Consider the following 11,965-nt stretch of genomic DNA (forward strand, 5'->3'; position numbering starts at 1 on the left):
ATCGCGCCTGCGGCGCTCAACCGAAGCTACGAAAAGCGTGCCTGCAGTTCCGCGAGCGTCGGCATCGCCAGGGCCGCGCCGGCGCGTTCGACCTTCAGGGCTGCGGCGCGATTGGCGAAACGCACGGCGTCTTCCAGCGCCATGCCTTGTGCGAGCCCCGCAGCGAATGCGCCATTGAAGGCATCGCCGGCGCCGGTGGTGTCGCGAACCTGCACGGTTTCGGCCGCGACGCGGAAATGCATCTCGCCGGCGGAAACGAAAACGCCGGCCGAGCCGAGCGTGACGATGACGGTCGGCAGGCACAGCCGCCGGCACAGCGCATGCAGCGAAGCATCGTCCTGCGTCGCCAGTGCTTCGGCCGCCAACTTCAGTTCGGCGCGGCGCTCGAGCAGGTGCGCGAACTCGCTCTCGTTCGGCGTCAGGATGTCGATCAGCAACCAGGGCAGGTCGACCTCGGACGAGGCCGGCGCCGGGTTATGCACGGTCGTTACCGCCTGCCCGCGCGCCAGGCGCATCGCGCGCAGCGTCGCGGCCGGATTCACTTCCTGCTGCGTCAACAGCACCTGCGCACCCTTGAACGCATCCTTGTTCGCGTCGACATGCTCGGGGCTGAGCGCCATGTTCGCGCCGGGTCCGACGACGATCAGATTCTGGCCGTTGCCGTCGAGCAGGATGGCGGCCGTGCCCGTGGCTTCGTCATCGCAGCGCTGCCAGCGGCCGTGGATATTTTCCGAGGCCGCCAGGGCGGCGGCGCCATCGCCGATCGCATCGCGACCGAGCGCGCCGATGAAATGCGCTTCGCCCCCGAGGCGCGCCGCGGCGACGGCCTGGTTGAATCCCTTGCCGCCGGGGCCGCAGGAAAACAGGCCCAGCCGTGTTTCGCCCGGTTGCGGGAAACGTTCGCTGCGCCAGACGTGGTCCTGGTTGAACGAACCGACGACGACGACGCGGCTCATGCCGGCTCCGCCGCGATCAGCCGCCGAGCGACGTCAGCACGCCGGCAATCGTCGCCGTCATCAGCGTCGCGATGGAACCGCCCAGCACCGCGCGCAGGCCGAAGCGGGCAAGATCGGCACGGCGTTCCGGGGCCAGGCCGCCGATGCCGCCGATCTGGATGGCGATCGAACTGAAGTTGGCGAAACCGCAGAGCGCATAGGTCGCGATCAGCTTGCCCTGATCGCTGAGCGCGACGCCGGGGACCTTGCCGTTGACGATATCGGCCAGCTGCAGGTAGGCGACGAACTCGTTCAGCACGATCTTCTGGCCGATCAGGCCGCCGACGAGGTTGGCGTCCGACCACGGCACGCCGATCAGCCAGGCGATCGGTGCGAGCACGTAGCCCAGGACCAATTGCAGTGACAGCGGCGCGCCCAGCGCGCCATTGATGGAGAAGCAGCCGTCAGCGCCGCAGACCTGCAGTCCTCCGATCCAACCGAGGATGCCATTGAGCAGCGCGATCAGGGCGATGAAGGCCAGCAGCATCGCACCGATGTTCAAGGCCAGGCGCAGGCCGTCGCCGGCGCCGGCCGCGGCGGCGTCGATGATGTTGCTGGTGGTCTTCTCGACTTCCATCTTCACAGTGCCGCGCGTCAGCGGCTCGCCGGTTTCGGGAATGAGGATCTTGGCGATGACCAGGGTGGCCGGCGCCGCCATGATCGACGCGGCCAGCAGGTGTTTGGCATAGAACACGCCCTGCACGGGGTCGTTGTTGCTGAGCATGCCGACATAGGCCGCGAGCACGCCGCCGGCGATATGCGCCATGCCGCCGATCATCATCGTCAGCAATTCCGATTCGGTCATGCGCGAAATGTAGGGGCGCACCGTCAACGGCGCTTCGGTCTGGCCGATGAAGACGCTGGCGCAGACCGAGGTGGTTTCGGCGCCGGATACCTTCATGACCTTGGTGATCGCCAAGGCCATGACGCGCACGACGGCCTGCATCACGCCGAGATGGTAGAGCACGCCCATCAGCGCGGCGAAGAAGATGATCGTCGGCAGGACCTGGAAAGCGAAGATGAAACCGAATTTGTCGATATCCATCAGGCTGCCGAAAATGAAGCCGGAGCCGGCCTTCACGTATTCGAGAAGGGTGACGAAACCATCGCCCAGCGCGTCGAAGGCCGTGTCGGCGAACGGTAGCGCCAGCGCGGTGGCGGCGCCGGCCAGGATCAGTCCAACCCGCATCACCAGGTCGCGGCGCGCCAACTGCGTGCGCCACCAGGCCAGCGCGATCAGGGCGATGCCGATGCCGCCGAGCCACATGATAGTGCGCACCCAGGTGCGGATTTCCTCCGGCTGCGCCTTGCCGTCGGCGCCGCCCGCGATCCAGTCGACGAAGTTGCTGCCGAGCAGCACGCAGGCCGCGAATCCAATCTGCAGGCCGATGCCGGTGCCGACCAGCTTCCAGTTGACTGCTGACTTGTTGTTGGAAAAAGCCCAGACGATGGCGAGCAGTACGGCGAGGCCGAACAGGCCGAAAAGAATGGAAGTCATGGAACGCGGATCCCCGGAACGATGCCGCAGGGTAGAGCAGGGCCTAGGGCCGGGGCAAGGCGAGCCCCGGGCCGATTCCGTTCAGTGTTGGTCGCGCGCGATGACCCGGTTGCGTCCGGTGCGCTTGGCCGTGCGCAGGCGCTGGTCGGCCGTGCGCAACAGGCCGGAGACGTCGATCGCGTCCTGCGGCAGGCAGGCCAGTCCGGCGCTGAAGGTGAGCTGCCGCGGTTCGGATTCGTCGTCGGGCAGGAAGGGGCGCGTCTCCAACCGGCGGCGCAGGGTGTCCATGCGTTCCCACGCCGCGCCGAGCGGCAGGCGCAGCAGGATGACGAACTCTTCGCCGCCGGTGCGCACCATCGGTTCGTCGCGACCCAGTTCCAGGCGCAGGCTCTTGACCGCGTGGCGCAGGGCGGCGTCGCCGACCTGATGGCCGAGTTCGTCGTTGATGCGCTTGAAATGGTCGAGGTCGATCAGGGCCAGGCAAAGCGTTTCGCCTTCGGCGCGCGCATCGGCCAGGATCTTCGGCACGCGATGCGTCAGGTAGCTGCGGTTCGGCAGGCCGGTCAGGCCGTCGGTGCCGGAGAGCTGCACGAGCCGGTGCATGCGGAAGACGATGACCACCGTCACCAACGTCGCCATCGCAATCAGCAGCAGGCGCTGCAACTGCGTGGACAGCGACACCGTGCCGTACTCGACCGAGACGATGGGGCCGTCGGCCGTGGCCATGAACCAGGCGCTGAACGCCGCGTATTCCAGCAGGGCCAGCGCACCCACCATCAGGCTGACGCGCACGTCGTTGCGCAGGGCCGTCGTCAGGATGGCCAGCGGGTAGAGGCACCAGACGACGACGCTGTTGAGGCCCGTCGCCGGCGAGTGCGCCGCCAGAACGGTCAGGACGAGCGTGACCAGGCTGACGTCGAACGCGGCCGAGACGAACGGCAGCCAGCGATGGCGCTGGCGCTGCTGCGACAGCACCAGCCAGACGCTGCTGACGATGAGCACGAGCACGACGCCGACCAGGCCGATCGCCGATTCGCGCGGATCGCCGCCGGTGCCGTAGTTGATCGCCGGCAGCAGCAGCAACAGCAGGGCCAGCAGCAGGCGCAGGCGCGCCAGCAGGATTTCGCCGCCAGCGCCGACTTCGAGCATGAGCTCGTCGGGCCGCTCGCGCAGCGCGTTGGACAGATCGCGGAAGGTTTCGCGCAGCGTACTCACGCGGAAGCGGTTCGGCGGGCGGGGAGCCCGAGCATAGCCGCTCGCCTGCGCGCTGTCAGGTCGCGACGCCGGCCCAGGCGACCCAGACCGCGAGTAGGGCGAACAGCGCGGCGGCGGCGAAACGCGCGGCGCGCAACGGCAGGCGATCGGCGAAGCGATGACCGAGCGCGACCACCGGGACGTTCGCCAGCAGCATGCCTGCCGTGGTGCCGAGCACAACCTGCCACAGCGGTGCGTACTTCGCGGCCAGCACGACGGTCGCGACCTGCGTCTTGTCGCCGATCTCGACCAGGAAAAAAGCGATGAGGGTCGCCACGAAGGCGCCGCGCGCGGATGGCCTGGCTTCGTTGTCCTGCAGCTTGTCCGGCACCAGGGCCCAGGCCGCAACGGCGAGGAAACTGGCGACGATGCCCCAGCGCAGCACATTCGGAGGAATCCATGCCGCCATCCAGGCACCGATCCAGGCGGAGACGGCGTGGTTGAGCAAGGTGGCGACGAGGATGCCGAATACGATCTGCCAGGGTCGTCGGTAGCGTGCGGCGAGCACGAGCGCGAGCAACTGAGTCTTGTCGCCGATTTCGGCGAGCGCGACGGTGAGCGTGGAGAGGAGGAAAGTCTGCATCGTCTCTACCTGCCGGACTCGGACGCGATGGTCGCTCCGGCGCGGCCGGCAGGCGCGTCGGAACAACCAAAGGTCTTGCCTGGGCGACGATTCCGCCTGCCGATGCCATGGTCGATTCGGACCAAGCGTGTTGACGTCGGCTCCCGCGTGCGCGGGCGGCTACTCCCCGATGGGATGGGTGCATTCTATAGAGCGGCGCGATGCGATGCGTGAATGCGAGCCATTCCCGTCGCGACAATCGCGCGCGGAAAAGAAAACGCCCGGCCGGAGCCGGGCGTTGCGATAAGAAGGACGGTGGTGTCGCCCGGGTTGAGGCCACAGGCCGATACCCGGGTCGTGGTGCAACACGAGTCCCGGGTCTTGCGCTGTTGGCGCTCGACCCGGGCTACAACGCCGTCAAAGGCGCCATCGTCTAGCGCGAGGGTACGGTGATGATCTCGATCTCTTCGTCGCCATCGCCGCCGTCGATGACGCGCAGGTCGCGGATCACTTCGACGAGCGCTTCCGGATCGTCGGTGGAGATGAAGGCGACGCTTGGGCGCGGCGGCGGAGGCGGTGCTGCGGCCGGCGACGGGGCCGGCGTGGGCGCGACGCCAGGCGTGCGCGGCGTGGCGGGCGGTGCCGGCGGCGCGGCCGGCGGGGGCGGCGGCGGAATCATGAAGGGCAGCGGGCGCGATTTCGGCACGGCGATGCTGACGGCCACCGTCTTGCGATCGCGCAGCACGTCGAGCTTGAGTTGCTGGCCCTCGTCCTTGTCGCGCAGTGCGCGCATGACGTCGCGCGGCGACTTCACCGCGACGCCGCCGACACGCTGGATCACGTCGCCCGATTGCAGGCCCTTGAGTTCGTCGCCGCTGCTGATCACCAGCACGCCTTCGCTGCTGCCGAAATAGCGGCCGAGCGAGGCGTCAATCGAGGCGAGGTTCAGACCCTGCCAACGGAAAGCTTCGGCCAGGGCCGGCAGGTGGCAATCGTCCTTGCCGGGCGCGCAGTCGCGCATCGGGCCGATGCGTTCGATGTCCATCTGCACTTTTTCCGGCAGCATGAACACGCGGTCGTCGTCGCCTTTCCAGGCGCGCGGCGTACGCGGAGCGCCTTCGCCGCGGTCGAACACCATCACGCGGTGGATCTGGTCGGCCTTGACGCTGACCGTGCCGGTCTTGCCGGCACGGGCGTAGCCGATCTTCACCACCTGGTCCTGCTTCAGGTCGCCGAGCATCTTGCGCGCCGTGTCGACGGCCGCTTCACCGCTGCCGGCGATCTTCTTGCCGTCGATGCTGAGCACGATGTCGCCGCTATGCAGGCCGGCGCGCATCGCCGGGCTGTCCGGCGTCACCGCGACGATCTTGACGCCGCTGGCGGCCGAGTTCGGCGCCAGCACGACGCCGAGGCCGAGGCGTCGATCGCGCAGACCGCGGCCGCGCTCGCCGTCGCGGTCGCGATCGTGCCAGTGGAAGTCGCGCATCGCTTCGGGCGCATCGCCCGGGCCGATGCGGCGGATGACCACATCACCGTCGCCCGGGCCTTCGCCGGGGCCGACGCGCTTGACGATGACGCGCACCTGGCCATCGTCGCCGAGTTGCTGGGACAGCTCCTCGATGCGCTTGGTCAGGCGTTCGATTTCCTCGCGCGCCGACTGCTGCTGAGCGGTCGGCGCCTTGGCGGGTTTGGGCGTGGAAGCGGCGAGCGCCGAGCCGGAGCTGAGCACGGCGGCGATCAGCAACGGCAGCAGTCGCCGGGTGTTGCGGTGGAAGGATTGCATCGTTGTCTCCGTTCCGGTCGGGCCGGTTTCAGTCGTCGGTAGGTGGTTCAGTAGGTGGAAACCATCGCCAGATCCATGCCGCGGCCTTCGGCGGCGAGGTAGTGGCGGGAAGATTCGAGGCTGGCGACGTCGCGCAGCAGAGCGACGCGCTGCTGCCAAAGGTCGAGTTGCTGGTCGGCGGTCGATTCCGACTGCAACTGTCCGTCGATGTCCTGCAGCTGGTCTTGCAGCGCGAGGCTGATGGCAGCGGTGGTGGCGCTACTGGCCACGTCGTCGGATGCGGCATTGACCAGGCTTTCGAGCTGGGCCGATTCGGCCATCAGCGAGAGCAGGCGTTCGTCCATCGGCTTGGAACCGACGGTCTTCGTGCCGGCATCGGCGACCGTGGTCGTCGGCGACGGGTTGTGCGGTACCAGCGTGAAGGCCAGGCCGAGCGCGAGCGAGGCGGCGATCGCCATCGGCCAGCGCGGCAGGCTCCGCTTCTTCGGCAGGCGGGCGGCCAAGGCCGGCCATGCGCTCTGCGCCGGAGATTCCAGCGGCAACGCGCGCAGCGCCTCGCCGACCGGAATGCCGCGGTCTTGCGGGAACAGTTCGTCAGGCATGTGCGGGTACCTCGATGTCGAGCAGGGCGCGCAACTTGCGGGTGCCGCGCGCCAATTGCGATTTGGAGAAGGAGACCGTCTTGCCCATCTGCGTGGCGATCTCCTCGTGCGTGTAGCCCTCGGCGTGGTAGAGCCAGAGCACGCTGCGAGTGTTGTCGGGCAGGCGCGTCAGCGCTTCGGTCAGCAGGGCGGCGTCGGCGGCGCGCGGCGGGAGCAGGGTGGCTTCGCTGCCGGGCAGGTCTTCCTCGTCGTATTCCTGGTCGGACTCATTGCGGCCGCGCCGACGCAGGCGCATCAACGCCTCGTTGACGGCGATCTGCCGCAGCCAACCCCAGAACGGGGATTCGCTGCGGAACTCGGCGAGACGGTCGAACAGCTTGAGCATGGTGTCCTGCAGTACCTCCTGGGCTTCCTCGCGCTGGCCGGTCAGGCGCAGCGCCAGGGTATAGACCGGCCGTTCGAACCATCGGTACAGCTGCTCGAACGCCGCCGCCTCCCCGCGGCGAGCGCGGGCGAGCAGCGAGTCGGGCACATCGATCGCGAAGGACGAGGGCGGGCTCACAGTGGGGTAGATGCGGCTGGGCGGAAAAGGGTCGCAGCGGGGTCGGCGGGGTTTGCCTATACTGGAACCACTTAATGTCTATGGGGGAAAACCATGACCGGCTTCGTGATTCTGGCCCTACTGGTGTTCGTCATCATCTTCGTCTCCAAGATGGTCCGGATGGTTCCGCAGGGCTACGAGTGGACGGTGGAGCGCTTCGGCCAGTACACCCACACGATGAGCCCCGGCCTGCACTTCCTGTTCCCGATCGTCCAGGGCGTCGGCCGCAAGGTGAACATGATGGAACAGGTGCTGGACATCCCCTCGCAGGACGTCATCACCAAGGACAATGCCGTGGTGAAGGTGGACGGCGTGGTCTTCTTTCAGGTGCTCGATGCCGCCAAGGCCGCCTACGAGGTGTCCAACCTCGAGCAGGCCACCATCGCCCTGGTGATGACCAATATCCGTACCGCGATCGGTTCGATGGACCTGGACGAGTCGCTGTCCAAGCGCGACGAGATCAACGCCAAGCTGCTGACTGTTGTCGATCAGGCGACACATCCCTGGGGCATCAAGGTCAACCGCATCGAGCTCAAGGACATCCAGCCACCGCGCGACCTCGTCGATTCGATGGCGCGGCAGATGAAGGCCGAGCGCGAGAAGCGCGCCAACATCCTGGAAGCCGAAGGCCTGCGCCAGTCGGAAATCCTGCGTGCGGAAGGCGAGAAGCAGAGCGCCATCCTCGCCGCCGAAGGCAAGCGCGAAGCCGCCTATCGCGAAGCCGAGGCGCGCGAGCGCCTGGCCGAGGCGGAAGCCAAGGCGACCTCGATGGTCTCGCAGGCCATCGCCCAGGGCGACGTGCAGGCGATCAACTATTTCGTGGCGCAGAAGTACGTGGAAGCCTTGAAGGATTTCGCGCACTCGCCGAACCAGAAGCTGATGATCCTTCCGACCGACGTGACCGGCGTTATCGGTTCGATCGCCGGCATCGCCGAACTGGCGAAGGAAGGATTGGCCAAGCAGCAGACGGCGATCTCCGCCAAGCAGGGGGGCTGAGTGAGCCAGGCAATGATCTTCTGGGCCTGCGCCGCGCTGCTGCTGCTCGCGGCGGAGACCTTCGCGCCCGGCGCTTTCATGATGTGGCTGGGTTTCGCTGCGGCCGGTACCTTCGTCGCGGTCTGGCTGTTGCCGCTGTCGCCGCTATGGCAGGCGGTGCTGTTCGTCGTGCTGAGTTTCGTGTCGGTAGCGATTTACCTGCACTTCTTCCGCGGCAAGGAGAAAGGCAGCGACCAGCCCCTGCTCAATCGTCGCGGCGCCCAGTTCATCGGCCAGGTCCATCCCTTGCACGAGGCGATCAGGAACGGCCAGGGTCGCATCAAGCTCGGCGACGCGTTGTGGACCGTCGAAGGCCCCGATCTTCCTGCGGGTGCGAGGGTGCGCGTGATCGCCGCCGAGAGCATGACGCTGAAGGTCGATCCCGCCTGAGGATTCGTTCGGGCGTTCGACGAGTCGATCAAGTGCTTGCGACTCAGGCGATCGCTCCGGCCCGGACGGATGGGCGCAGGAGCGGACCGAAAGCGAAGGCGGCCGGAAACCGCTCCTGCGTTTCCGGCATTCTCGCCATCCATGGCGGTCAATGCCGTAGCGGCCACGAGTGGCGTACCGACCGAGTGGGACGGTCGTTCCAAGCCGGTCCGGCCGCTGGCGATGGGCTTCCGCACTTTTCGTGTCCGACGACCCATGCCTGCCTGCGGTGGAAAGCGAAAACCGCGATAATGACGGTCTTTCCCGCGGCCGCCCGGAACCGTCATGACGCAGAAGACTCTCTATAACGATACCCATCGCGCGCACGGCGCCAAGATGGTCGACTTCGGCGGCTGGGACATGCCGATCCACTACGGGTCGCAGCTCGACGAGCATCATCAGGTGCGTCGCGACGCCGGCATGTTCGACGTTTCGCACATGACGGTGCTCGATCTGCACGGCGACCAGGTGCGCCCCTTCCTGCGCAAGCTCGTCGCCAACTCGGTCGACAAACTCGGCAAGCCGGGCAAGGCCCTGTACTCGTGCATGCTCACCGCCGAAGGCGGGGTGATCGACGACCTGATCGTCTATTACATGGGGGAAGACTTCTTCCGCGTCGTCGTCAATGCCGCCACCCGCGACAAGGACCTGCCCTGGATCGAACAGCAGGCGCGTCCCTTCGGCGTGAAGATCACCGAGCGTCGCGACTTGGCCATGCTTGCGGTGCAGGGACCGAACGCGCGCGCGAAGGTGATCGAACTGCTGTCGCCGGCGTCGGCGAAGGCGGTCGGCAAGCTCGGCCGTTTCTTCGCCTGCGAGGCGGACGGCCTGTTCGTCGCCCGCACCGGCTACACCGGCGAGGACGGTTTCGAGATCATGGTGCCGGAATCCCAGGCGATCGATTTCTGGAACAGGCTGATCGCCGTCGGCGTCAAGCCGGCCGGACTCGGCGCGCGCGACACCTTGCGACTGGAAGCGGGCATGGCTTTGTACGGCCAGGACATGGACGAGTCGGTGAGTCCGTACGAAGCGGGCCTGGCGTGGACCGTCGCGCTGGACGAAGGGCGCGACTTCATCGGCCGCGCTGCCCTGGAAGCGCAACTCGCCGCCGGCGTTCCGCGCCAGACCGTCGGCCTGGTCATGGACGAGAAGGGTGTGTTGCGCCACGGGCAGCAGGTGTTCACGGCGGCGGGCGAAGGCGAAATCCTGTCGGGCACCTTCTCGCCGACGCTCGGCAAGGGCATCGCGCTGGCGCGCGTGCCGGCCGGCGATGTCGGCGAGGTGGAAGTGGATATCCGCGGCAAGCGCGTGCCCTTGCGCGCCGTGAAGTATCCCTTCGTACGCGAGGGCGTCGTCCAGCCGGGGATCTGAGCGGAAGATCGTTCCGGCGAGTGCGGAGCCGGGTCTCGTGGCGGATGCCAGGCAGCGTCGCAGACCGATTTAGTCAGGTCCGGAGCTTGGTTGTGCGTCGGCTTGGCATCTGCAACAAGTGGTTTCGCCAAGTTCGGAGCCTGGCCGCGCACCGGATCGGTACAAGCAACAAGTAGGCATTCTTTTTGCAAGGCTGGAACCTTCGCGCCGTCCCGGTAAACTAGTTCCACCACCTCCCCCCAACACACCTTCATCGAGGCAGCGGTCATGAGCGAAATTCCTGGCGATCTGAAGTTCCTCAAGTCGCACGAATGGGCCCGCGTCGAGGACAGCGGACAGGTCACGGTCGGCATTTCCGATCATGCCCAGGGACTGCTCGGCGACCTCGTCTACGTCGAACTGCCGAACGTCGGCGACAGCGTCACCGCTGGCAACGCCTGTGCCGTCGTCGAGTCGGTGAAGGCCGCTTCCGATGTGTACAGCCCGGTCTCGGGCAAGGTGCTCGCGGTCAACGCCGCGCTGGCGGACAAGCCGGAAACCATCAACGAGGATGCCTACGGCGAGGGCTGGTTGTTCGTCGTGCAGCCCGACGACGCCGACCAGCTCGCCGAGCTGCTGTCGCCGGACGACTATGCCGAACTGCTGGACGAGGAAGGTCACTGACGCGAGCCGCGTCCGACCGATCCGAAGCTGCCGGCCGCCTCGCGCGGCCGGTTCTTTTTCGGCGGCGCGAAACCGCCGACATGCGTCGCGGCGATCGTGCAGCGGCGTCGACGAAGGCGGAATCGGCGCCGGAAAGTTTGCGCAGTTTTGCGCATTTCGACTGTTCGAGGCGGAATTTCGCCGCCGTCGCGCGACCGCTCGCGACCCCGTCGCGAGACACCGGATCGGGTGTGCGGCGAGCGCTCTGCAAGCATCGACGGCGACCGCATGCGGCGTCGCGTCGCGAAAGAAAACAGCGAAAAACTCGGCAAATAATTACGCAGCGCCGGAACGCGTCGTGTCTCGCGCGCGTTCTTTCCCTCCGCGCACCGGCTTCCGCCGGCGGTCGCGCGCCGGCGCCCCGGCGAAAATATTTCTGCAAAGCTGTTGACATCGTAAAAACACGTGGCTAGCTTTCGCCCCAAGCAGACACTACCTGCGGAAGCGAGTGATACGAACCCTGTCGAAAACGTGCGCGACAACCGAGGCCTCCGCCCAGGACGTCATGACGGTGGACACAGGATTCGTTTCCTCAAAAAAACAGGGCGCGACCACGCGCCGTTCCCCGAACAATGCGCCCGATCCGTCCGCGGATTGGGCGTTTTGCTTTGCGGCGCCCGTGCGCCGTCTTTGAATCCGCGGCCGCCCCTGGCGGTTGCGGTGCGTCGTACTGAAAGGTTCCGATGCTGTTTTTGATACTGGGCTCCACCTAAGCGTTACCCAAGCCAACTGACGAGGAGTTGACCATGGCTACCAAGAAAGCTGCGAAGAAACCGGCCAAGAAGGCCGCCAAGAAGTCCGTGAAGAAAGCCGCGCGCAAGCCGGCCAAGAAGGCCGCCAAGAAGGCGACCAAGAAGAAGGCTGCTAAGAAGGCTCGCAAGCCGGCCAAGAAGGCCGCTCGCAAGACTGCACGCAAGCCCGCCAAGAAGGCTGCCAAGAAGGCTGCGCGTAAGCCTGCCAAGAAGAAGGCTGCCAAGAAGGCGACCAAGAAGAAGGCTGCTAAGAAGCCTGCTGCCAAGAAAGCCAAGGCCAAGAAGCCGGCTCGCAAGGCCAAGAAGGCTGCTCCGGCAGCGGCGCCGATGGCGCCGGCAATGTAATCAGCTGCACCCGATTGTCGTAATCTCGGCTCTCTC

Annotated in this window: 11 protein-coding genes, 2 pseudogenes and 1 riboswitch; of the genes and pseudogenes, 5 read left to right on the forward strand and 8 right to left on the reverse strand. The window is 66.7% G+C overall.

The genetic code is table 11. From position 1 onward, the window contains the following. Nucleotides 1-26 precede the first annotated feature (26 nt). The 8 genes and pseudogenes from QM707_RS02375 to QM707_RS02410 all read right to left on the reverse strand — a co-directional run bounded on the left by QM707_RS02375 (nucleotide 27) and on the right by QM707_RS02410 (nucleotide 7,256). Nucleotides 27-956: a ribokinase gene (locus QM707_RS02375; protein WP_415000274.1), complete on the reverse strand. Its 930-nt coding sequence runs from the start codon at nucleotides 954-956 to the stop codon at nucleotides 27-29. 16 nt (nucleotides 957-972) lie between these two features. Next, nucleotides 973-2,121: pseudogene (locus tag QM707_RS02380) on the reverse strand (NupC/NupG family nucleoside CNT transporter); the annotation flags it as partial. A 201-nt stretch (nucleotides 2,122-2,322) separates the two neighbouring features. Then, nucleotides 2,323-2,493 (reverse strand): annotated as a pseudogene (locus QM707_RS02385) (Na+ dependent nucleoside transporter N-terminal domain-containing protein); the annotation flags it as partial. Between the two features lie 81 nt (nucleotides 2,494-2,574). Then, nucleotides 2,575-3,708, reverse strand: coding sequence for a GGDEF domain-containing protein (locus QM707_RS02390; RefSeq protein WP_415000275.1), 1,134 nt, complete (start codon nucleotides 3,706-3,708; stop codon nucleotides 2,575-2,577). A gap of 55 nt (nucleotides 3,709-3,763) precedes the next feature. Continuing rightward, nucleotides 3,764-4,330, reverse strand: coding sequence for a TMEM165/GDT1 family protein (locus QM707_RS02395; protein ID WP_415000276.1), 567 nt, complete (start codon nucleotides 4,328-4,330; stop codon nucleotides 3,764-3,766). Nucleotides 4,331-4,380: 50 nt separating this feature from the next. Then, nucleotides 4,381-4,510, reverse strand: a riboswitch (yybP-ykoY riboswitch). Nucleotides 4,511-4,742: 232 nt separating this feature from the next. Beyond that, nucleotides 4,743-6,092, reverse strand: a complete 1,350-nt coding sequence (locus QM707_RS02400) for a PDZ domain-containing protein (protein WP_415000277.1) — start codon at nucleotides 6,090-6,092, stop codon at nucleotides 4,743-4,745. Between the two features lie 47 nt (nucleotides 6,093-6,139). Then, on the reverse strand, nucleotides 6,140-6,694 hold the full coding sequence (locus QM707_RS02405; protein WP_415000278.1) for a hypothetical protein: 555 nt from the start codon (nucleotides 6,692-6,694) through the stop codon (nucleotides 6,140-6,142). Next, nucleotides 6,687-7,256 (reverse strand): RNA polymerase sigma factor, encoded by a 570-nt coding sequence (locus QM707_RS02410; protein WP_415000279.1) that lies wholly within the window; start codon nucleotides 7,254-7,256, stop codon nucleotides 6,687-6,689. The genes QM707_RS02405 and QM707_RS02410 overlap by 8 nt, the downstream gene beginning before the upstream one ends. A 93-nt stretch (nucleotides 7,257-7,349) precedes the next feature. On the opposite strand from QM707_RS02410, the gene QM707_RS02415 reads away from it, so the two are divergent. The 5 genes from QM707_RS02415 (at nucleotide 7,350) to QM707_RS02435 (ending at nucleotide 11,929) form a co-directional block, all read left to right on the forward strand. Beyond that, the gene (locus QM707_RS02415; protein ID WP_415000280.1) at nucleotides 7,350-8,291 is read left to right on the forward strand and encodes an SPFH domain-containing protein; all 942 of its coding nucleotides are present in this window, start codon (nucleotides 7,350-7,352) and stop codon (nucleotides 8,289-8,291) included. Nucleotides 8,292-8,303: 12 nt separating this feature from the next. Continuing rightward, complete coding sequence (locus QM707_RS02420; protein ID WP_415000514.1) at nucleotides 8,304-8,720, forward strand: NfeD family protein; 417 nt, start codon at nucleotides 8,304-8,306, stop codon at nucleotides 8,718-8,720. Between the two features lie 324 nt (nucleotides 8,721-9,044). Continuing rightward, nucleotides 9,045-10,130: a glycine cleavage system aminomethyltransferase GcvT gene (gene gcvT / locus QM707_RS02425; protein ID WP_415000281.1), complete on the forward strand. Its 1,086-nt coding sequence runs from the start codon at nucleotides 9,045-9,047 to the stop codon at nucleotides 10,128-10,130. A gap of 267 nt (nucleotides 10,131-10,397) precedes the next feature. Further along, complete coding sequence (gcvH, locus tag QM707_RS02430) at nucleotides 10,398-10,793, forward strand: glycine cleavage system protein GcvH (RefSeq protein WP_415000282.1); 396 nt, start codon at nucleotides 10,398-10,400, stop codon at nucleotides 10,791-10,793. Nucleotides 10,794-11,572: 779 nt separating this feature from the next. Then, on the forward strand, nucleotides 11,573-11,929 hold the full coding sequence (locus tag QM707_RS02435; RefSeq protein WP_415000283.1) for a hypothetical protein: 357 nt from the start codon (nucleotides 11,573-11,575) through the stop codon (nucleotides 11,927-11,929). The last annotated feature ends 36 nt before the right edge of the window (nucleotides 11,930-11,965 follow it).

Source organism: Arenimonas sp. (assembly GCF_047602345.1).
GTDB lineage: Bacteria > Pseudomonadota > Gammaproteobacteria > Xanthomonadales > Xanthomonadaceae > Arenimonas.